Source organism: Lentzea sp. NPDC020367 (genome assembly GCF_044387305.1).
Lineage (GTDB): Bacteria > Actinomycetota > Actinomycetes > Mycobacteriales > Pseudonocardiaceae > Lentzea.
Map to the genome: position 1 here is coordinate 71,510 of NZ_JBIRVV010000011.1, position 20,110 is coordinate 91,619.

At 70.0% G+C, this 20,110-nt stretch carries 19 protein-coding genes; 8 read left to right on the forward strand and 11 right to left on the reverse strand.

Going from position 1 to position 20,110, the window contains the following annotated elements:
- Window positions 1-7: 7 nt before the first annotated feature.
- Both ACH413_RS35070 and ACH413_RS35075 read left to right on the forward strand, forming a co-directional pair.
- Window positions 8-1,165, forward strand: a complete 1,158-nt coding sequence (locus ACH413_RS35070; protein ID WP_360038300.1) for a mandelate racemase/muconate lactonizing enzyme family protein — start codon at window positions 8-10, stop codon at window positions 1,163-1,165.
- Window positions 1,166-1,294: 129 nt separating this feature from the next.
- Entirely contained in the window at window positions 1,295-2,062 is a 768-nt protein-coding gene (locus ACH413_RS35075; RefSeq protein ID WP_360038303.1) for a DUF1963 domain-containing protein, read from the forward strand.
- A gap of 43 nt (window positions 2,063-2,105) precedes the next feature.
- Here ACH413_RS35075 and chvE read toward each other — a convergent pair whose 3' ends face one another.
- Window positions 2,106-3,200 (reverse strand): multiple monosaccharide ABC transporter substrate-binding protein, encoded by a 1,095-nt coding sequence (chvE, locus tag ACH413_RS35080; protein WP_360038306.1) that lies wholly within the window; start codon window positions 3,198-3,200, stop codon window positions 2,106-2,108.
- 223 nt (window positions 3,201-3,423) lie between these two features.
- Here chvE and ACH413_RS35085 point away from each other — a divergent pair, with 223 nt between their 5' ends.
- Window positions 3,424-4,554, forward strand: coding sequence for a serine hydrolase domain-containing protein (locus ACH413_RS35085; RefSeq protein WP_360038309.1), 1,131 nt, complete (start codon window positions 3,424-3,426; stop codon window positions 4,552-4,554).
- Between the two features lies 1 nt (window position 4,555).
- Here the strand turns inward: ACH413_RS35085 and ACH413_RS35090 are convergent, their stop codons facing one another.
- Complete coding sequence (locus ACH413_RS35090; RefSeq protein WP_396425426.1) at window positions 4,556-5,461, reverse strand: SDR family NAD(P)-dependent oxidoreductase; 906 nt, start codon at window positions 5,459-5,461, stop codon at window positions 4,556-4,558.
- The gene (locus ACH413_RS35095) at window positions 5,458-6,048 is read right to left on the reverse strand and encodes a TetR family transcriptional regulator (protein ID WP_360038315.1); all 591 of its coding nucleotides are present in this window, start codon (window positions 6,046-6,048) and stop codon (window positions 5,458-5,460) included. The genes ACH413_RS35090 and ACH413_RS35095 overlap by 4 nt, the downstream gene beginning before the upstream one ends.
- A 105-nt stretch (window positions 6,049-6,153) precedes the next feature.
- Between ACH413_RS35095 and ACH413_RS35100 the strand changes: the two genes are divergently transcribed.
- A complete protein-coding gene (locus ACH413_RS35100; protein ID WP_360038318.1) occupies window positions 6,154-7,575 on the forward strand; it encodes an MFS transporter in 1,422 nt (473 codons plus the stop codon).
- Window positions 7,576-7,735: 160 nt separating this feature from the next.
- Here the strand turns inward: ACH413_RS35100 and ACH413_RS35105 are convergent, their stop codons facing one another.
- From ACH413_RS35105 to ACH413_RS35115, 3 genes are read right to left on the reverse strand one after another with little or no spacing between them, the layout of a single operon-like run.
- Complete coding sequence (locus ACH413_RS35105; RefSeq protein ID WP_360038783.1) at window positions 7,736-9,160, reverse strand: alpha/beta fold hydrolase; 1,425 nt, start codon at window positions 9,158-9,160, stop codon at window positions 7,736-7,738.
- Window positions 9,161-9,198: 38 nt separating this feature from the next.
- Window positions 9,199-11,610: an FtsX-like permease family protein gene (locus ACH413_RS35110; RefSeq protein WP_360038321.1), complete on the reverse strand. Its 2,412-nt coding sequence runs from the start codon at window positions 11,608-11,610 to the stop codon at window positions 9,199-9,201.
- Complete coding sequence (locus ACH413_RS35115; RefSeq protein WP_360038324.1) at window positions 11,610-12,353, reverse strand: ABC transporter ATP-binding protein; 744 nt, start codon at window positions 12,351-12,353, stop codon at window positions 11,610-11,612. The genes ACH413_RS35110 and ACH413_RS35115 overlap by 1 nt, the downstream gene beginning before the upstream one ends.
- Window positions 12,354-12,502: 149 nt before the next feature.
- On the opposite strand from ACH413_RS35115, the gene ACH413_RS35120 reads away from it, so the two are divergent.
- Genes ACH413_RS35120 through ACH413_RS35130 form a run of 3 tightly spaced genes read left to right on the forward strand, consistent with a single transcriptional unit; the run spans window position 12,503 to window position 14,881 of the window.
- Complete coding sequence (locus ACH413_RS35120; RefSeq protein ID WP_360038327.1) at window positions 12,503-13,663, forward strand: histidine kinase; 1,161 nt, start codon at window positions 12,503-12,505, stop codon at window positions 13,661-13,663.
- The gene (locus ACH413_RS35125) at window positions 13,660-14,319 is read left to right on the forward strand and encodes a response regulator transcription factor (RefSeq protein WP_360038329.1); all 660 of its coding nucleotides are present in this window, start codon (window positions 13,660-13,662) and stop codon (window positions 14,317-14,319) included. The genes ACH413_RS35120 and ACH413_RS35125 overlap by 4 nt, the downstream gene beginning before the upstream one ends.
- A gap of 34 nt (window positions 14,320-14,353) precedes the next feature.
- Complete coding sequence (locus ACH413_RS35130; protein WP_360038332.1) at window positions 14,354-14,881, forward strand: SRPBCC family protein; 528 nt, start codon at window positions 14,354-14,356, stop codon at window positions 14,879-14,881.
- 8 nt (window positions 14,882-14,889) lie between these two features.
- On the opposite strand, the gene ACH413_RS35135 is transcribed toward ACH413_RS35130, so the two are convergent.
- From ACH413_RS35135 to ACH413_RS35150, 4 genes are read right to left on the reverse strand one after another with little or no spacing between them, the layout of a single operon-like run.
- Window positions 14,890-15,603, reverse strand: a complete 714-nt coding sequence (locus ACH413_RS35135) for an aspartate/glutamate racemase family protein (RefSeq protein WP_360038335.1) — start codon at window positions 15,601-15,603, stop codon at window positions 14,890-14,892.
- Entirely contained in the window at window positions 15,600-17,039 is a 1,440-nt protein-coding gene (locus ACH413_RS35140; protein ID WP_360038338.1) for an NCS1 family nucleobase:cation symporter-1, read from the reverse strand. The genes ACH413_RS35135 and ACH413_RS35140 overlap by 4 nt, the downstream gene beginning before the upstream one ends.
- 58 nt (window positions 17,040-17,097) lie before the next feature.
- Window positions 17,098-17,823: a GntR family transcriptional regulator gene (locus ACH413_RS35145; protein WP_360038341.1), complete on the reverse strand. Its 726-nt coding sequence runs from the start codon at window positions 17,821-17,823 to the stop codon at window positions 17,098-17,100.
- Between the two features lie 54 nt (window positions 17,824-17,877).
- Window positions 17,878-18,666, reverse strand: coding sequence for an SDR family NAD(P)-dependent oxidoreductase (locus ACH413_RS35150; RefSeq protein ID WP_360038344.1), 789 nt, complete (start codon window positions 18,664-18,666; stop codon window positions 17,878-17,880).
- Window positions 18,667-18,759: 93 nt separating this feature from the next.
- On the opposite strand from ACH413_RS35150, the gene ACH413_RS35155 reads away from it, so the two are divergent.
- On the forward strand, window positions 18,760-19,350 hold the full coding sequence (locus ACH413_RS35155; protein ID WP_360038347.1) for a TetR/AcrR family transcriptional regulator: 591 nt from the start codon (window positions 18,760-18,762) through the stop codon (window positions 19,348-19,350).
- 9 nt (window positions 19,351-19,359) lie between these two features.
- Here the strand turns inward: ACH413_RS35155 and ACH413_RS35160 are convergent, their stop codons facing one another.
- Window positions 19,360-20,049, reverse strand: coding sequence for a TetR family transcriptional regulator (locus tag ACH413_RS35160; RefSeq protein WP_360038350.1), 690 nt, complete (start codon window positions 20,047-20,049; stop codon window positions 19,360-19,362).
- Window positions 20,050-20,110: the final 61 nt, after the last annotated feature.

Here is a 20,110-nt window from a genome sequence, read left to right on the forward strand (position 1 = left end):
AGAGCAAATGCGGATTGTGAACGTCACGACGGCAGTGGTGGCCTACCACGGCGAGGCCACCCTGGTGCGGATCGACACCGACGAGGGCATCAGCGGGTTCGGCGAGGCCAACCCCGACGCGGGTGCCGGCGCGGTGGTCGGAATGATCAACCACCTCAAGCCCCTCCTGATCGGCGAGGACCCGCGCAACGTCGAGCGCTGCTGGGAGAAGTTGCGGCGCAACAAGGTCTTCGCGGGCCCCCAGGGCGGGGTGTTCGTGATCGCCCTGTCCGGCATCGAGCTCGCACTGTGGGACCTCGCGGGCAAGGCCGCGGGTCAGCCGGTCTACCGGATGCTCGGCGGGAAGTTCCGCGACCGGATCCGCCTCTACGCCGACTGCGGCGACGGCGACGACCCGGCGGGGTCCGTCGCCGGATGCGTCGACCGGGCCCAGCGGATGGTCGCCGAGGGCTTCACCGCCATCAAGTTCGACATCGACAACCTGCACCACCCCGCCAAGTTCGACGCCTTCAACCACACGATCAACAACGCCGAGCTGCGCTCGATGACCGAACGGGTGGCCGCCGTGCGGGAGGCGATCGGACCGGACGTCGACCTGGCCATCGACCTGCACGCCCGCTACGACGTGCCGAGCGCGTGCCGGATCTCGTGGGAGCTCGAACCGTTCCGCCTGATGTGGCTGGAGGAACCGCTGCCGGCGGAGAACGTCGACGCGCTGGCGCGGGTGCGCGCGCAGACCCGCACGCCGATCTGCGCGGGCGAGAACCTCTATCTGCGGTGGGGTTTCCGCGACCTGCTCGAACGCGGCGCCGTGGACGTCATCGAGCCGGACGTGCCGAAGTGCGGTGGCCTCGCCGAGGCCAAGAAGATCGCCAACCTCGCGGAGCTGCACTACATCCCGTTCGCACCGCACCTGGTGTCGACACCGCTGGGCACGATGGCCACGTCGCACCTGTGCGGAGCCATCCCCAACTTCTTCGTCCAGGAATGGCACGCCCTCGAGGAACGCGAGGTGTGGGACAGCTACGTCCACGCCGCCGACGGGAGCGGCTCGATCGTGAAGGACGGGTACATCACGCTGCCCGACACTCCCGGTGTCGGCGTGGAGCTCGACATGGACGGCGTGCGGGCACACGCCGTGGCCGGTTACGGGGTGTTCGAGTAGCGGACGGAAGATCGCGAACGGGGTGGCCCTACGATCTCCGGGGTGAGTTCGCCAACGCGAGATCGATTAGACGCTTTCCGTGAAAAGGCTGTCGCACAGGGGTTTTCCGCCGACGAGGTGGAGCGGTGGGTGGCGGTCGCCCGTCCCTGCCTCCGGTTGAACCTCGGCGGGGACGGGCCGGTCGTCGGCCAGTTCGGCGGTCCGCTCCTGCTCCCCGCCGACGCCCCCGACCCCTCCCACCCCCACGTCGCGTCCCTCGACCTGGCGGCGCTTCCCGCCGAGGCCGCCGGACTCCCCCTGCCCTCCGACGGTCACCTGCTGCTCTTCGCCTTCCCCGAGGACGACGACTGCTACGGCAACGTCGGCAGCGCGGTCCACGTCCCGGCCGGAACCGCCGTGTCCGAACGGGACAGGTACCTGTCCTGGTGGGCCGACGTGGACGACTACCGCGACATGATCGAGCAGTACCCGCAGGGGCCGCTGCGGGCGGCGGCGGACCTGTCGCTGCCCCACTTCTGCGACGACGACTTCAGCGTCGACATGTGGAACGACTCGAAGTGGCCCCCGTACTCGGCCACACTGGTCGGACTGCTCCGCGAGGCCCGTGACGACGCTGGCGACTGGGGGACGCTCCAGATCGGAGGGTGCGCCTCCGAGGAGGTGACGGACCTCCGCGACCCGGTCGAGTCGGTCATCAGCACGGCCCTGCGCGCCAAGAAGGCGGGCAAGGTGGACGGCGAGGTGTCGGAGCACTTCGCGGACTGGGTGCTTCTCGCCGACTGGCACACCGACATCGAGGGCTGGGAGGGCGCCACCGTCCACTGGGCGGTGCAGCGCGAGGACCTGATCGCCCGGCGCTTCGACCGCGTCTTCGTCACCCGGTACTGGAATCCCTGATCGGCACGTGAGCGTGGCGGTGACGTCACCGCCACGCCCACGGCTAGCGGAGCTGGTCGTCGGTGTAGTACCCGGACTCCACGAGAACCTTGTGGCAGTTGGCCTTGTCGACGCTCACCGGGTTCAGCAGGAAGGCCGGAACGACCTTGACGCCGTTGTCGTAGTCGTTGAGGTTGTTCAGCTGTGGCGGCGTGCGGTCCTTCAGCACGGCCTCGGCCATCGACGCCGTGGCCTTCGCCAGTTCGCGGGTGTCCTTGTAGATCGTCGAGTACTGCTCGCCGGCGAGAATGGACTTCACCGAACCGAGCTCGGCGTCCTGGCCGGTCACGATCGGGAACTCGGGGCCGTAGCCGCCGTTCTTCAGCGCGGTGAGGATGCCGAGGGAGATGCCGTCGTAGGGCGAGAGCACGCCGTTCACCTTGGCCTTGCGGTAGCTCGTGCCGAGGATCTCCTCCAGGCGCTTGCGGGCGGTCTCTCCTTCCCAGCGGAGGGTCGTGACGGCCTGGAACTCCGTCTGACCGCTGCGCACCACCAACCTGCCGTCGTCGAGGTACGGCTTGAGCACCGACATGGCGCCGTTGAAGAAGAACGCCGAGTTGTTGTCGTCCGCCGAGCCGGCGAACAGCTCGATGTTGAACGGGCCCGCCGCGGGGCCGGGGGTGCCGTCGGGGTTGCGCAGGCCCAGCCCGGTCAGCAGCGACTCGGCCTGGTAGACGCCGACCCGGAAGTTCTCGAACGTCGCGTAGAAGTCGACGTTCGGGCTGCCGCGCAGCAGCCGGTCGTAGGCGATCACCGGAATCCTGGCGTTCGCGGCCGTGTCGAGCGGCTTGGTCAGCGCGGAGCCGTCCACCGAAGCGATGATCAGGAGCTTCGCGCCCATGGCGATCTGGTTCTCGATCTGCTTCACCTGGGTGGGCACGTCGTTCTCGGCGTACTGCAGGTCGACCCGGTGCCCCCGCGACTCCAGGTCGCGCTTGATGTTCTCGCCGTCGCTGATCCAGCGCTCCGACTTGGTCGTCGGCATGGTGACGCCGACGAGCGCACCGTCACCGGGTTTGGGCTGCTGCCCGTCCGCTGGCCCGCCGCACGCCGCCGCCAAGAGCGCGACTGCCAGCACAGCGAACCTCGGGAATCTCATTCCGGCTCCTCGCGTGGATCAACGTTGACGGTCGCCACGGTTCGAGGCAGGCCGAGAGCGCGGCTTCGGTGTGACCCGCGCCACAAGCGGATGTGGACGTTAACAACCGAACTTGGCCGAATCAAGCATGGACGCGAAGACGTTTCACTCCCGCCGGCTCATCGATTCGCTTATCGAATCGATCCTTGCCCCTGACACTGGTGTCAGGTTTTAACCTCACGGCATGACTCTCTCCTCCGGCGCACACGACGGTCGCTTCGATGCCGTGCGTGCCGCGTTCGAGAAGAACCTCGCCACCGGTGAAGAGCTCGGCGCCTCTCTCGTCGTGGACGTCGACGGTGAGTCTGTTGTGGACATTTGGGGCGGATACCGCGATACCGCTCGAACCGCCGGCTGGGAACGGGACACCATCGTCAACGTCTGGTCGACGACGAAGACCGTCACCAGTCTCGCGACGCTGCTGCTGATCGATCGCGGACTGCTGGACGCGCATGCCCCGGTCGCCCGGTACTGGCCCGAATTCGCCGACCGCGGCAAGGACGCCATCGAGGTCCGCCACCTCCTGTCGCACACCTCCGGCCTGTCCGGACTGGAGCAACCGGTGAAGCTCGCGGATCTCTACGACCCGATGGACACGACGGCGCTCTTTGCAAGCCAGGAACCCTGGTGGGAGCCAGGTACCGCATCCGGCTACCACGCGGCCACCTATGGCCACCTCCTCGGCGAACTGGTCCGGCGGGTCACCGGCAGCACGCTGCGCGAGTTCGTCGCGAACGAACTGAGCGGCCCGCTGGGGGCGGACTTCCACCTGGGCGCGGCGGAGGAGGACTGGCCGCGCATCGCCGAGATCGTCCCGCCGCCTCCGCCGACGCGGCTGCCAGAGCCCGGCAGCGTCGCGGCCCGAACGTTCGCCGGCCCGGCCGTGGACGCCGGCGCGGCCAACACGGCCGACTGGCGCGGAGCGGAGATCGGCGCGCTGAACGGGCACGGCAACGCCCGTTCGGTGGCCCGGCTGCTGTCGGTGATCTCCCGGGGTGGCAGCGTCGGCGGCACCCGCTTCCTCAGCGACGCGACACTGGACCTGATCTTCGAGGTCCAAGCCGACGGCGTGGACCTGGTGCTCGGCATTCCGATCCGCTGGGGAACGGGTTTCGCGTTGCCCAGGAAGGAGACCCTCCCCTGGATCCCTGCCGGGAGGATCTGTTTCTGGGGCGGGTGGGGCGGGTCGATGATCATCATGGATCTCGAGCGCCGGCTCACCATCTCGTACGCGATGAACCGCATGGCGCCCGGCATCATCGGCTCGAACCGCAGCGAGGCCTACGTTTCCGCCGTGTACGAGGCGATCGCCTGAGTCAGGCCACGGGGTCGACTCCGGTCAGCTCGACGCTCTTCCTCCACAGCAGGGCGGCGGTGCCGGGGTCGGTCATGTGCGCGTGCGGTTGTTCGACGTGGGGTGCGCCGCGCAGGCCGAACTGGCGCGGACCCCAGAGCTGCCCACCGCGGACGTCGGGATCAAGAGCGGCCAGGACGGCAGGCCGGGCGCCGGCGTCCTTGCCGTGCAGGAGAAGTCCCGCGGGCAGCCCGAGCAGTCGCCGGGGTGCGGAGCGGGCGTGCACTCCGGCTCGCGCGGGTGTCAGGGAGTCCAGCGCACCGCCGGGATGGACCACGACGCTGAGCCAGGGACTGCCCGCGGCCCGCAGACGGCGGTCGAGTTCGAACCCGAAGCTCATCTGCGCCAGCTTGGAGCGTCCGTAGGTCCTCTTGGGATCGTAGGACCCGGTGGACTGCAGATCGTCCAGGTCGAGCCGTTCGGAGCGGGCCGCGAAGCTGCCGGTGGTGATGACGCGGGCGGCGGGAGCCGCGGTGAGCATCGGGGCGAGCCAGTGCAGGAGCGCGAAGTGGCCCAGGTGATTGGTGGCGAACATCAGCTCGTGGCCGTCGACGCTCTCCCGCCGGGGCGGGGAGTCCAGCGCCACGCCGGCGTTGAGCACCACGGCGTCGAGGCGATCGAGTTCCAGGGTGTCCGCGGAGGCCTTCAGCGACCGCAGATCAGCCAGGTTCAGCGGCATGTGACGGACCGCGGCGCCGGGCACCTCGGCACGAATCGCGGCGGCAGCGGCGGCCGCCTTGCCGCCGTCACGGCTGCCGAGCACAACGGTGGCACCGGCTGCGGCCAGCTGCTCGGCCACGAAGTAGCCGATGCCCGCGTTGCCGCCGGTGACCAGCACGTTCTTTCCTTCGGCGCGAAGCGGGTTCACAGCTGCGGCCATCCTCGCTTGAGCCGGGCGAACGCCTCGCCCAGAGCGGCCAGGCGATCGGGGCGGGACGAGGCCAGATCAGGGGTCTCGAGCACGTAGCGGGCGAGCAGGTGCAGGGAATCGTCCGGCTCGTCGAGGCCGGCGGCTTCGGCGAGCAACTCGGCGAGAGGGGCCTGGCAGGCGACCCACACCGTGCGGGCGTAGGCCCACAGCGCGGGTGTGCGCAGCACCAGGTCCATGCGGATCCGGTACTCCTCGGGGAGGTTCTCGTTGAACGGCCCTCGTGCGGCGAAGAAGGCGTGCAGGGCGTCCAGGACGGAGGTGCCGTCCGCTCGTTCGCGGACCGCGGCCGTCAGCGACTCCAGCCGCTCACCGCTGTCCGCGAGGATCAGGGCCTCCTTGCCCGCGGGGAAGTGCGCGAACAGCGTCGCGATCGCGGTGTCCGCCGCCTCGGCGATCTCCTTCACCGTCACGTTGTCGTAGCCGCGTTCGAGGAAGAGCTTCAGCGCCGCGTCGGCCAGGGCCTGGCGGGTCGCGGCCTTCTTCCGGTCACGCCGGCCGGGCGTGGATCCACGGGTCGTCACCATGCGCCCAGGATAACCTAGAACACATCCGAACTCATACTGATTGCGAAACTAGAATCGTTCTGCTTTTCTCGTGGAGACATCCTCTTCGACCCACGGGAGCACGCCATGCAGGCGTCCATCAGCACCACACCCGACCGCACGGCGCTGAGCCGGACGGTCATGTGGGCACTTCTCGGCCTGGTCCTGCTCGCCGACGCGCTCGACATGATCGACGCCACGGTCACCACGATCGCCGCGCCGAGCATCGCCGGGGAGATCGGCGGCGGGCCGGGCCTGATCAAATGGCTCGGTGCCGCCTACGCCCTGGCCATGGGCGTCCTGCTGGTGGTCGGCGGGCGGCTCGGTGACCGGTACGGCCAGCGCCGGCTCTTCCTGATCGGGATGACCGGCTTCACCGTCGCCTCCGCGATCTGCGGGCTGGCCCCCACACCGGCCGTCCTGATCATCGCCAGGGTGCTGCAGGGCGCGTTCGGAGCTCTGCTCATCCCGCAGGGCATGGCGGTCATCGCCCGCCACTTCACCCCGGAGATGCGGCGCACCGCGTTCGCCCTGTTCGGACCGCTGCTGGGCATCGCCACGATCGCGGGTCCCGTGCTCGCCGGTTTCGTCATCGAGGCCGACGTCGCCGGACTGTCGTGGCGCCCGATCTTCCTCGTCAACCTCGTCCTGGGCACGGCGGGCATCGCGCTGGCCGCCCGCCTGCTCCCCCACTCCCAGGGCGACCGCTCCGTCACCGTGGACGGCACCGGAGCCGGCCTGCTGGCCGTCGCCGTGCTCGGCACGATGTTCGGCCTCATCGAGGGGTCCGAGACCGATTGGAGCCTGCCCGCCGTCCTCTCCCTCGCCGCCGGCGTGCTGTTCCTGCTGCTGTTCGCCCGCCGTCAGCGCACCGCCGCCACGCCACTGATCAAGCCGTCCCTGTTCCGCAACAGGGGCTTCGTCTCGGGGCTGACCGTCGGGTTGATGTTCTTCGCCGTGACCAACGGACTGGCGTTCGTCATCTCCCTGTTCATCCAGCAGGCCCTGGGCGCGAGCCCCGGCAGCGCCGCCGTGGGCATGCTCCCGCTCACGCTCGGCATCATCGCCGGGGCCGGGGCGGGCATGGGCCTGGCCGCGCGGATGGGACGGAGCCTGATCCTCGCCGGCATGCTCGTCACGCTCGCCGGAGGCGGCTGGCTGCTGGCTCTGGTGATGACCAGCGGCACCGGCGTCACCCTCCTCGCACTGGCACCCGCCAGTGTGCTCGCCGGCATCGGCATGGGCGCCTGCTTCGGCACGCTCTTCGACATCACCATCGGCGACGTCGACCCGACCGAGGCCGGCAGCGCCAGCGGCACCCTCACCGCCGTCCAGCAACTCGCCACCGCGCTGGGCTCCGCCACGGTCACCACCGTGTACCTCCACGGTGGCGCACCCGACCGCGCCATGACCCTGGCCGTCATCACCGTCATGGTCGTCACCGCACTCTGCCTGCCGCTGCTGCGCCTTCTCCCCAAGACCGCCCCGGCACCGAACTCCGCAGGCTGAGCCTGGATTCGCCCGATGATCCGATCTGCATCGGAGGTCGGGGCACCGCGAGGACGTCGACGAACCGGCGGCCACGCGTGCGGTGGAGTTGCCGCGCCCGGAACCTCCGTCGATCTTCGGCGCCACTCCTGTTCGCGTGAGCTGGCGGCGGGCGCCTGACCTAAGGCGCTGGAACCGGTGCGCCCGCGCAGCTGCTCGTCGACGTGCGGCCGGTGTCGAAGAACGTCACCGCGGCGTCGGCGCAGGGCAGGTCCTGCAGCGAGCCGTGGACGTCGTCCTCGATCGTCATCAGGTCGCCGCCGATGCGCCCACGCATCTCCAGGGCCCAGCCGATCGGCGTCACCGGCTCGTAGAGGTGGGCGACGAGCTGCACCGGGCTCTTGCCGGCCTTGAGGTCCCACGGCCTTCCCTCCGTCGGCCAGCCGACGCAACGCTGTTCGTAGAGCCCGAACCGGCCGGCCACCGGGAAGCGTTCGACGCGCTCCTCGTGGTGGCGCCACACCGTCTCGAAGTCGCGCGCACTGGGCGAGTCGTTGCACAGCAACGCGGTCTGCGGGAACGGGTCGTAGCGGTGGACGTCCGCGTCCCAGCCGAGGCCGCCCGGCCGTGACGGCGCCGCTGCCGCTCCGTTGTCCTTGATGGACCTGAGCTGAGCGGCGAGGCCTGCCCATTCCTTGCGGGGGTTGGCGTACATCATGTTCACGGTGTCGCCGTCGACGACGCTGCCGTCCGGCATGGTGCGCGGGTGGGCCGTCAGTTCGGCCCGCAGGTCCAGCAACGTCTGCGCCACCGCGGTCTGGGTCGCGCCGAGGTGGTGGACGGCGTCGTAGCGGGCGATCCAGGCGGCGAACTCGTGGAAGGTGTTCTCCCCCGCGTTGGCCTGACCGTCGTCCATCGTCCGCACGTCGAGCACCGGTGGCACGACGGAGTCGAGCAGCATCCGGTCCACGCGATCGTCGAACAGCGTGCGGTACGTCGCGCCGAGCCCGGTGCCCCAGGAGATCCCGTAGTAGCCGATCTTCGTCTCGCCGAGTGCCGCGCGGATGACGTCCATGTCGCGGGCGACGTTCTGGGTCGTCATGGAGCGGGCGAGATCCGGGTCGCGGTCGAAGCACTCGCGGTTGCGCCTGGCGTCGCGTTCGGCGGCGAACCTGGCGCGTTCCTTCGGGGACAGCGACGGGTCCGGCTGCGTCTCGTCGCGCTCGCACGGAACGGCTGTGCTGTAACCGATGCCGCGCGGGTCGAAGCCGACGAGGTCGTGCCGGACGTTGAGCCCACCGGCCCTGCTCGCGGCGAGATGGCTCGGCATCGTCACGCCCTGCTGGCCGGGGCCGCCGGGGTTCACCAGGATCGCACCGGTCCTGTCGCCGGTGGCCTTGAGCCTGCTGACGGCGATCTCGATCTGCCGCCCACCGGGGTTCGCGTGGTCGAGCGGCACCTGGACCATCGCGCACTCGGTGCGCTGGTCGGCCGGATTCCACCCGGCTGCCACCGCCGAGCACGGTTTCCAGTCCGGTTGCTCCGCGGCGGAAGCGACGCCGCCGGCGCAGAGCACGGAGGTCGTCAGCACGACGACGGACAGCATGGGACGCAAGGGTTTCCTCCTCAGGTTCGCGGGCATGACTACTCGGTGTCCGTCTTGATCGCCGTCAGGATCGGGATCCGCACGGCGCGGCGGGCAGGGACGAAGGCCGCGGCGACACCGATCGCGACGGTGATCGCCATGAACACGGCCAGCCGGTCCCACGGGAGCACGGGGGTGGTGTTCGCCTGTCCGCTCACCGTCATCGCCCCGATCACGCAGCCGGACACGACGCCGACCAGCGCACCGATCACCGCGATGATCACCGACTCGATCCGCAGCACGGCGCCCACCTGGGACCGGCCGAGCCCGACGGCGCGCAGCAGGCCGATCTCGCGGATGCGTTCCATTGTGGACATCGTCATGGTGTTGACCACCGACATCGCCCCGATCAGCACCGAGACGCTCAGCATCGCGTAGAGGACGTTGAGGTACAGGTCGAACTGCGCGGCCTGCGCCTTGACGTACTCGTCGCGCGTCTGCACCACGAGGACCGGGTTGTCCAGCGCGGTGCGGATCTCGTCGCGCACCTTCTCCGCCGATCCACCGGCCTTGATCAGCACCTCGCGGTTCCAGAGCTCGTCGGCCGGGATGTTCGCCGTGTCGACGAGGGCCTCGGCGCCGAGCTCCTCCGGTGCGTCGAAGAGGGCCACGACCGTGAGCGGCTTGTCCTTGCCCACCTTCGATCCCACTGTCCAGCCGTGTTCCGCCGCGACGCCGCTCGCCAGCGCGATGCCCGTGCCGAGCTGCTCCAGCGAGCCCTCGCGGATCGTCAGCGGTACGAGCGCGCCGATCGCCCCGGCGTTCACCGCGGTCACCTCCAGGTCGCCCTTGTCCAGCGGCAGCAACGCCCGCCGCAGCGCCGTGACGTGCTCGACGCCGGGCACCTTCGCGATCTCGTCGGCGATGGTCGGGCTGATCTCGGCGAACGGGAGCGCCTCCACCCGGACGTCCGCGTTGTTCCAGGCCTTCGCGGTCTCCGCACTCTTCGCCGAGATCGAGGCGATGGGCACGGTGACGGCGGCGCAGACCGACAGTCCGATCATGAGCGCGCTCGCCGTCGCACCGGTGCGACGAGGGTTGCGGCGCGTGTTCTCCACGGCCAGGGTGCCGGTGAGGCCGGCGAACCGGGTCAACGGGCGGCGCAGCACGGAGGTCAGCCCCGCGGCGAGCAACGGCGTGAGGATGATCAGGCCGATCAGCATCGTCGGCGCGCCGAGGTAGATCATGGTCTGCTCACCGCGACCGAGCACCACCATCAGGGTGCCGATCGCCGTGACCACGAAGCCCGTGATGTTCCTGAGGCGCAACGACTTCCCCGTCGGGGGCAGGCCGGTGCGCAGTGCCGCGATCGGCGGGATCGCGGCCGCCCGGCGAGCCGGGAGGTAGGCGGCCAGCAGGGTCACGCCGAGTCCGACGCCGAACGCCGCGAGGAGGGTCGTCGGAGTGAACGGCCGCAACGGGACAGGTGCCCCTTCGAAGACGGCGAACTGCGACTTCAACGCGGCCGCGCCACCCACGCCCAGCAGGTAGCCGAGCACGGTCGCGACGACGCCCAGCAGGGATGCCTCGGTGAGGACCATGCGCAACACGTACCGCCGCCCGGCACCGATCGCCCGCAGCAGCGCGTGTTCGCGCGCCCTGGCGGCGGCGAGCATCGTGAAGGTGTTGGCCACCAGGAAGGCCGACGAGAACAGCGCCACGCCCGCGAAGATCAGCAGGATCATCGTCAGCTTGTCGCCGTAGCTCGCCTCGCGCCTGGTCAGCTCGTCGGCGGTGTACGAACGGAGCTCGGGCAACGCCTTCACCACCGCGGTGGCCAACGCCTGTTGACCGGTGCCCGGCGCCGCGGTGAGCAACGCCGAGGTGTAGCCGCCGTTGCCAGGGGCGAACTGCTCCCTCGCGGTCGTGTCGGCGAACGCGACGAGCGTGCCGCCCTGCACGATCTCGGTGCTCTCGAAGTCGAACACACCGGTCAGCCGGACGTCGCGCGCCGTGCCCACCACGACGACCCGCATCTTGTCGCCGATCTGATAGCCCGTGCGTTGCGCGGACCACTTGTCGAGCGCGACCTCGTCCGGTCCGGCCGGAGCCGCGCCGCTGGTCAGCTTGTGGCGCTGTGGGTCGAAGTTGACCCCGCCGTCGGATCCCGGAGTGCCGACGAGCGTCCCGTCCTTGCCGACCAGGAACGCCGGGCCCTCGGCGACGAGGTGCAGGCCGCCCACCCCGGGCACGCCGCGCAGCCGTTCGACCGTCGCGGGGGACATCGCCTCGTTGTCCCGCTGCTCGGCCTGCACGTCGAAGTCCTTGGGGGCGCCTTCCACCGCCGCGCGCACCGTGTCGCCGTAGACCAGCGACCCGGTGACGAACGCGACGCCGAACACGATCGCGATCGCCGGCAGGAGGAAGCGCATCCGGTTGTCCGTCATGGACCGCCATGCCACGCGGATCATCAGCGCACCGCCTGGCCGTCGAAGCGGCGCATGCGGTCCAGCACCAGATCCGCTGTGGGGCCGGCCATCTCGTCGACGATCCGTCCGTCGGCGAGGAACAGCACGCGGTCCGCATAGCCGGCGGCGATCGGGTCGTGCGTGACCATGAGGACCGTCTGTCCCCACTCCTTCGCGCACCGGCGCAGCAGCCCCAGGATCTGCGCACCGCTGCGGGAGTCGAGGTTGCCGGTCGGTTCGTCGGCCACCACGATCTCCGGCCGCGACACGAGCGCCCGCGCGCAGGCCACGCGCTGCTGCTGACCGCCGGACAGTTCGGAGGGCCGGTGCCCGAGCCGGTCACCGAGCCCGACCGCGTCGATCACCCGCCGCGTCCAGTCCTGGTCCGGCTTCGTCCCGGCCAGCGTCAGCGGCAGGACGATGTTCTCCCAGGCGGTCAGCGTCGGCAGCAGGTTGAACGACTGGAAGACGAACCCGATCTTGTCCCGCCGCAGCCGCGTGAGCTCGGCCTCCTTCAGCGACCCGAGGTCGGCGCCACCGACCCACGCCTTGCCCGAGGTCGGCGTGTCGAGCCCCGCGAGGCAGTGCATGAGGGTGGACTTACCGGAGCCGGACGGCCCCATCACCGCGGTGAACTCGCCGCGCCGGAACTGCGCGGACACCCCGGCCAGCGCCGTCACCGCGGCCTGCCCGGACCCGTACACCTTGCCGAGCTGGTCGGCCACCGCCACCGTTCGCTGATCCATCTGGCACCGTTCTCGTCGACTTCGGGGAACGGTGCCCAGCCTGTTGGGGGAAGTGATCTCGCGGATCCACCTCACCGATGAGTGATCTCGGGGCGGCTCCACCGAAAGGTTGAGGACGGCGGTTCCGCCGCTGACCTACCGTCGGCGTCATGACAGGAATGACAGGCATCCTGGCGCGGCTCTCGTGGTGGCAGCGCGGCGTCTTCGGGCTGATCGTCGCCGCGGGAGCCGCCCTGCTGGTCGTCGAGGCGGGCAGCTCACCGAGCGCGTACGGAGCCGTGGGCGTGCTGGTCTGCGGGCTGCTGCCCTCGGTGGCGTTGTTCACGCGCGACCTCTCCGCGCGCGCCGTGGCGGGCATCGGGACGCTGTCGATCGCCTTCACCGTCGTGTGCGCAACGCTGTTGCCCGATCATCTCGACAACACGTTCGGGTTGTTCGAGCTCATCGGGCTCGCCTGTCTCTGCGTCCGGACCCTGCTGGTGTTCCCCGCCTGGCGCGCGGCGGGGCTGTGCGTGCTGCTGGGCGTCGCCGCGACCACGCTGCCGTTGCGCCTGGCGGACCTGGACCGCGTGATCACCCCCGCGATGGCGTTCTTCATCGCCGTGGTGCTCGCGTTCGTCCTGATGCTCGGTCTGTACATGCGGCTGTACGACCGCAGCCGCACCGACTCGTTCCAGCTGTCCCGGCAGGCGCAACGGCTGGAGTACGCGCGCGACCTGCACGACTTCGTGGCCCACCACGTGACCGCGATCGTCGTGCAGACCCAGGCGGTCCGCTTCGCCACGGGCAGCGGGCAACTGCCGGACCCCGCGGTGCTGGACAAGATGCTCGACGGCATCGAACGGGCGGGCTCGCAGGCGTTGACGTCGATGCGGACCATGGTCGACGTCCTGCGCGACGACAACACCCCGATGCACCCCCACCAGGCGCTCACGCTGATGGTGACCGATCTCGCGACCAGCTTCGCCGGTGCGCCGGTGAGCACGAACGTCGATCCGGCGATCGCCTCCCTCGACCTGCCCACCTCCACTGTGGACGCCGCCAGGCACGTGGTGCAGGAGGCGCTCACCAACGTGCTCAGGCACGCCACCCGCGTCAGTCAGGTGATGATCAGCGCCCGCGCCAGGGGGCAGGAGGTGGAGATCAGCGTCACCAACGACGGCCAGGCAGGCGACAACGGCCTGCCCAAGGGCGGCTTCGGCCTGGTCGGCCTGGCCGAACGGGTGGAGTCGGCGGGAGGCAGCCTCACCGCCGGCCCGACGGGTCGTGGGTGGGCAGTGACAGCGCTTCTGCCATCCTCCACGGCATGACAATCCGGGTGCTGATCGCCGACGACCAGGAGATGATCCGCTCGGCGTTCGGGATGATCCTCGGCACGCAGCCCGACATGGAGGTCGTGGCGAGCGTCGCGGACGGCGAGCGCGCGGTGGAACAGGCCCGCCGGCTGCGTCCCGACGTCTGCCTGCTCGACATCCGGATGCCGGCACTGGACGGCCTGGAGGCGACGCGGCTGCTCGCCGGCCCCGGCGTCGACGCACCTCTCAACGTGCTCATCGCGACCACGTTCGACCTCGACGAGTACGTGTACCGCGCGCTGAGCAACGGCGCGTGCGGCTTCCTGCTCAAGGACATGTCACCGGCGCTGCTGATCGAGGCGGTCCGCGCCGCCTCCACCGGCACCAGCCTCATCTCCCCCGCCGTGACCGTGCGGCTGCTGTCGAAGCTGGCGCCGGCGCGGCAGGACTCCACTGTGGACAGGCCGCTGCCGGAACCGCTGACCGACCGCGAACTGGACGTGGTGAAGCTCGTCGCGAACGGCCACACCAACGACGAGATCGGCGCCAAGCTGTACGTCTCCGTCGCCACCGTGAAGACGCACCTGGCGAACGCGCAACGCAAGCTCGCCGTCCGCAACCGCGTCGAGATAGCGGCATGGGCGTGGCGCACGGGCGTCGTCACCGGTTGACCGCAAGGGCTCTGACCAGGGCGGAGCTGCTAGCGTGCGTCCGTTCCCACGAGAACTGGAGCGCTCCGCCATGAAGTACACCGTCTCGCTGGAGATCGCCCTGCCGCGGGAGCGGGTGGCCCAGCTGCTCGCCGACCCGCGGCACCTGCCGAACTGGCTGCGCGGCCTGGTGCTGCACGAGCCGCTGAACGGGGAGCACGGGCAGGTCGGCACGAAGTCGCGAGTGGTGATGCGGATGGGACAGCAGGAGTTCGAGGCCACCGAGACCATCACCCGCCGGGAACCCGTGGACCTGCACGGAATCCCGAAGGAGACCGTCGTCCACTTCGAACGCGAGATCGTCGGCAAGGGCATGTGGAGCGCCGCGCGCGAACGCCTGACCGAGACCGGCCCGGAGTCGACGCTCTGGGTGAGCGAGAACGAGTACCGGTTCAGCGGCTTGCTGATGCGGCTGGTGGGTCTCCTGATGCCCGGCAGCTTCCGCAAGCAGTCGCTGCAACACATGCAGGACTTCAAGGCGTTCGCCGAGCACGGGCAGGACGTCCGCGACGCGACGGGCTGAACCGCCCGTCAGGCCGTCGTGAACGGTTCGAGGAGGCCGGCGTAGGGCTTCGCCGGCGGCGCGGCGAACTCCCCCGCCGCGCTCGTCCGCAAACCCATGCGCACCAACGATTCCACCTGCAGCACCGCCGCCTGGACGCCGTCCACGACGGGGAGGCCGACCCGGCGCTCGATCTCGGCGCGCTGGGCGGTCATGCCGGCGCACCCGAGCACGACCACGTCCGAGTCGTCCGCCGCCACCGCTCTACGACAGGCGGTGACCACGGCGTCCACCGCGGCCTCCACCTCCAGCACCGGCACGTCGCAGGCCGACACGCCTCGGCAGAACCCCGCCACGCCGTAGCGGTGGGCGAGGTCCCAGGCGCGGCCGCGGGTGCGGTCCAGCGTCGTGACGACGCTGAACCCCCGGCCGAGGAAGGCCGCGGTGCGCATGGCCGCCTCCGCGATGCCGACCACGGGACCGTCCGCGAGTTCGCGGGCGGCCTCCAGGCCCGGATCGCCGAAACAGGCGATCACGTAGCCGTCCGCCCGCGTGGACGCGATCTCGGCCAGCAGACCCGGCACGCTGAGGGCCTCGTCGTAGTGGCTCTCGATCGACGCCGGACCCATTGACGGACACGTGGTTCGCACGTCCACGCCCGGTGCGGCGATCGCGGCGGCCGCGCGGCCGATCGTCTCGGTCATGGCCGCGCTGGTGTTGGGATTGACGACATGGATCCTCACCGGTCTCCCCGTGACAGCAGGGTGAACACCACAAAGCCCAGTGCCATGCCGACGAACCAGCTGTAGGGGGCGACGCCCGCCAGCGCGGGCAGCAGGACCGGCACCATCGCCACGAGCGAGGCGGCGGCGGTCGCGATGATCGCCTTCGGGTTGTACCCCTTGCGGTACCAGTACTTCCCGGTGGGCGACATGCTGAACAGGTCGTCGACGTCGACGCGCTGCCGGGCCACGACGTAGTGGCCGGCGATGAGCACGCCGAACAACGGGCCGATGAACGCGCCCAGCGTCTCCAGCGTGTAGTGGATCACCGCCGGGTTGTGGTAGAGGTTCCACGGCGTGATCAGCACCGAGCCGACCGCGGCGATCATGCCGCCCGCGCGCCAGCTGATCCGCTGCGGGTTGACGTTCGAGAAGTCGAACGCGGGTGAGATGAAGTTGGCGACGATGTTGATGCCGACCGTGGCGATGCTGAACGTCAACGCTCCCAGCACGATGGCGAACGTGCTGTCGATCCGCGCGACCGTCGCGACCGGATCGGTCAGCAGCTCGCCGAACACCGGCACGGTCAGCGAAGCGGTGACCACGACCAGCACGGCGAACACGAGGAAGTTCACCGGCAGACCGAGCAGGTTGCCGCGCTTGACCGCCGCGAACGACTTGCCGTAGCGGGAGAAGTCGCCGAAGTTCAGCATCGGGCCGGAGAAGTACGAGACCACCAGCGCGATGGCACCGAACATCACCGGCAACGACGCCCAGCCGGTGTGCACCACGCCGCCGAGGTTGAAGTCGATCGCTCCCCAGCCCGCACGGGCGATCAGGTAGCCGGCGAGCAGGAACATCACCACGTACACGGCGGGACCGCAGAAGTCGATGAACCGCCTGATCGTCTCCATCCCCGTCCAGAACACCGCCGCCTGCACGAACCACAGCACGGTGAACGACGCCCAGCCCAGCGTGGACAGTCCCAGGAACCCGTGCTGCTGCACGTCCGCGTACGGCAGCAACGACGGGAACAGCTTGAGCAGCACCACGTCCAGAGCCGCAGACGCCAGATAGGTCTGAATGCCGTACCAGGCCACCGCGATCAGCCCTCGGATCACCGCGGGCACGTTCGCCCCGAGCACGCCGAACACGCTGCGGCTGATCACCGGGAACGGCACGCCGGTCTGCTGGCTGGGCTTCGCGACGAGGTTGCAGAAGAAGTACACGATGCCGATCCCCGCCACCAGCGCCACCAGTACCTGCCAGCCGCTCAGGCCCAGCAGGAAGAGACTGCCGGCGGTGACGTACCCGCCGACGCTGTGCACGTCCGACATCCAGAACGCGAAGATGTTGTAGGAGCCCCAGGTCTGCTTCTCCAACGGCGCCAGATCGGCGTTGGTCAGCCTCGGGTCGTAGGCGAGCCTGCGTTCCGCGTTCGTTGCTGTCGCTGTCATCGCCGCGCTCCTGCCTGGTGGGGTGACGCCACCGTAGGAAGGAGTTGTTTCCCGGCTGCTACGGGAAACGTATATCTTCCCCGTCCGCGAACAGGCCGGTGTCCCTCGGCACGGCCGCCAGCGACGACCGCAACCGGTCGTGGTGCGTCCTGGCCGCCTCCACCAACGTGGTCGCGTCCCGTGCCACGAACGCCGCGAGCATGCCCTCGTGGTCGGCGTGCAGCGCCACGCGTTCCGCCTCGCGCACGTGTGCCATGGGCTGCAACGGTTCGGTGAGGTTCCAGGCCGACTCGAACATGTCCAGCAGCCGTTTCATCCCGCTCGGCGAGACCAGGGCGAGGTGGAACCGGCGGCTCTCCCGGTGGTACGCCCGCACGTCACCGGCCGCCAGCGCGTCGGCCAGAGCGGCGTGCGCGGCGCGGGCCTGCTCGTCGTGGGCCGGTTGCGCACACGAGACCGCGGCCCCCAGCGCCGCGGCTTCGAGCACGCCCCGCACCACGTACAGCTCGTGCAACTCCCCAGGTGTCAGCTTCGCGACGGTGTAGCCGAAGTTCGGCCGGTGCTCGACCAGGCCCTCGCCGATCAACGTCTTGAGCGCCTCCCGCACCGGGATCCGGCTCACGCCGAACACGGCGGCCACCTCGTCGAGCGGAATGGCGCTGCCGGGCGGCACGCCGTCCAGCAGGCACCGCCGCAACTCGGCGAGGATGGCCGCCTGCGCGCTGTCACCGCGGTAGGCCTCCAGCTTGGCCACCACGATGGACCTTCTCCTGGGCGCCCGCATCGGGTCACGGTAGCGCCAGGAAACCCGCCGTCCTACTGCCGGGGAACGCCCGTCTCAGGCGCTCTTGACCGAGCCCGCGTGCACGGTCCAGTTGGACCCGACTGCGCTCGGCATCGTCGGCGAGGCCAGCAGCAGCACGGCGCGGGCGATCTCGTCCGGGTCGATCAGGCTGCCGGTGAGCATGCCCGACTGGTCGGGCAACGCCGCCAGCAACGCGCTGTGCTCGATGCCCATGTTCGCCGCGACGCTCGCGAGGTAGCCGTCGGAACTCAGCATGATGTTCGTCCGCGTGCCGCCGGGGGTGACGGCGTTGACCCGGACGCCCGCACGGCCGACCGCTTCGGCCAGGCCGCGGGTGAAGGCGTTCAGCGCCGCCTTGGCCGACGAGTAGGGCAACGGCGCGGTGTGCGGGTCGCGGGCACTGGTGGAACTGATGTTCACCACGGCGCCTTTGGCTTCGATCAACGCGGGAAGCGCGGCACGGGTCGTGCGCACCGCACTGCCCAGGTTCAGCGCGAACACGTTCGTCCAGGTGTCGTCGTCTCCGCTCAACGGATCTTCGAACATCCCTTCCGGCACGTCACCGCCGCCGGCGTTGTTGACCAGCGCGTCGAGCCGAGGGTCCAGCGCCAGCGTCGCCTCGACCAGTTCGCGCGGACCGTCCGGAGTGGACAGATCGGCTGGGATGAAGTGGGCGCCGGTCTCCTTGAGCTCGGCGGTGTTGCGGCGCGCGGCGGCGACGACGGAGGCGCCCTCGGCGACGAACGCCCGGACTACGGCGAGCCCGATGCCCTTGCTCGCCCCGGTCACGAGCACGCGCTTGCCTTCGAGTTGCAGGTCCACGACTGGTTCCTCTCTGCGGTGTTCTCTCCCTATTAAGTGATACACGTCTGTCACGGATACGCAATAGCTGTGACAGCCATGTATCATTTGCTGGTGGCTGAGACGACTGCGCGGCGCCTGCGGGCGGACGCGGAAACCAACACCGCGCGGATCCTCGCCGCCGCGGAGGACGTGCTCGCCGCTGATCCCTCCGCGTCGCTGGAGCGCATCGGCGAGGCGGCCGGCCTGACCCGCGTCACCGTGCATCGCCGGTTCGCCTCACGCCTGGCACTGCTGGAGGCGTTGTCCGAGCAGCTCAACCAGCGCTACCTCAGCGCGCTGGAGCAGGCGCGGACGCACGCGGCGTCTCCGCTGCTGGAGTTCCGGCGACTGACCGAGATCGTCTTCGAGCTCAAGGTCAGCCATCGGTTCGCGATGGAACTGGCCGGCGACCAGGAAGGCTGCCACTCCGGACTGAGCCCCGAGGTCGCGGCCGGGCTCGAACAGGTCTTCGCACGTCTGAGGGAGGCGGGAGACATCACCGCGGTCGGCGCGGACTGGTGCCGCCACGTCTACCTCGCCCTGCTGCACGAGGTTCACACACTGCCCGAGAACGCCCCGGACCTCGTCGCGGCCGGAACGTCACGGGCCGAACTGGTCGTCAGGACCGTCGTCGGCGCACTGGGAGGCACCGCCCGAGGCTGACGCACCGGCTCACAGAACGCGCCCGTGCACCGCGACGATCCCAGCGACAACGATGTCGACCCCCGACAGGAACTGCTCCCGGTCGTCGTGGTCGCGGATCTGGCCGGCGACGGCGCGGACGAAGGGGTAGCTCTCGGAATCGAGCCGCTCCCACGCCGTCGCGACGGAGTCGAGGTGCGTGCCGCGGTCACCGGTCCGGCCCTGCGCGCCGCCGGCGTTGACCGCGTTCTGGCCCGCCGCGCCGAGGACGTAGTTCACGAGCGCCGAGGTCGAGTGGAACCAGGCGGGTTCGGGCACGCCCAGCGTGCGGACCTGCCGGCCGAAGCTCTCCCAGATGCGGGGCGCCACCGCGTTCAGCGGATTGCGCGCGAACTGCGTGGCGAGCTGGGCGCCGAGCCAGGCGTGCCGGTCGATCGCCTCGTAGAGGCCGAGTGCCACGGCCCGGATCCGCTCCCCCGGCGTGTCCCCGCTGACGGGCGGCGTGGACAGCGCGACGGAGACGACGGCCTCGGTGGCCGCGTCGAGCAGCTCCCCCTTGTTCGCCACGTGCCAGTAGAGCGCTCCGGCTCCGGTGGCGAGGCGTTCGGCGAGGGCGCGGAAGGTCAGCCCGCTCTCGCCGGCCGAGTCGAGCAGCTCGACCGCCGCCTCGACGATCCGCTCGCGGGAGAGGGCGTCCGTGCGCCGGGTCCGTGATGTCACGCACTCATCTTGACACGTCTGGAACGTCGTTCCAAGATGGAATGGAACAACGTTCCAATCT

What these genes read in the sequence shown, in the direction of transcription:
- ACH413_RS35105 (WP_360038783.1), bottom strand. Translation starts at nt 9,160, where the DNA reads ATGCTGTCCGTCGTCGTGCTGACGACCTCCGTGCTCTGCGCCGGCGGC.
- ACH413_RS35110 (WP_360038321.1), bottom strand. Translation starts at nt 11,610, where the DNA reads ATGATCCGCGTGGCATGGCGGTCCATGACGGACAACCGGATGCGCTTC.
- ACH413_RS35145 (WP_360038341.1), bottom strand. Translation starts at nt 17,823, where the DNA reads ATGCGGGCGCCCAGGAGAAGGTCCATCGTGGTGGCCAAGCTGGAGGCC.
- ACH413_RS35085 (WP_360038309.1), top strand. Translation starts at nt 3,424, where the DNA reads ATGACTCTCTCCTCCGGCGCACACGACGGTCGCTTCGATGCCGTGCGT.
- ACH413_RS35100 (WP_360038318.1), top strand. Translation starts at nt 6,154, where the DNA reads ATGCAGGCGTCCATCAGCACCACACCCGACCGCACGGCGCTGAGCCGG.
- ACH413_RS35070 (WP_360038300.1), top strand. Translation starts at nt 8, where the DNA reads ATGCGGATTGTGAACGTCACGACGGCAGTGGTGGCCTACCACGGCGAG.
- chvE (WP_360038306.1), bottom strand. Translation starts at nt 3,200, where the DNA reads ATGAGATTCCCGAGGTTCGCTGTGCTGGCAGTCGCGCTCTTGGCGGCG.
- ACH413_RS35125 (WP_360038329.1), top strand. Translation starts at nt 13,660, where the DNA reads ATGACAATCCGGGTGCTGATCGCCGACGACCAGGAGATGATCCGCTCG.
- ACH413_RS35120 (WP_360038327.1), top strand. Translation starts at nt 12,503, where the DNA reads ATGACAGGAATGACAGGCATCCTGGCGCGGCTCTCGTGGTGGCAGCGC.
- ACH413_RS35095 (WP_360038315.1), bottom strand. Translation starts at nt 6,048, where the DNA reads ATGGTGACGACCCGTGGATCCACGCCCGGCCGGCGTGACCGGAAGAAG.
- ACH413_RS35140 (WP_360038338.1), bottom strand. Translation starts at nt 17,039, where the DNA reads ATGACAGCGACAGCAACGAACGCGGAACGCAGGCTCGCCTACGACCCG.
- ACH413_RS35115 (WP_360038324.1), bottom strand. Translation starts at nt 12,353, where the DNA reads ATGGATCAGCGAACGGTGGCGGTGGCCGACCAGCTCGGCAAGGTGTAC.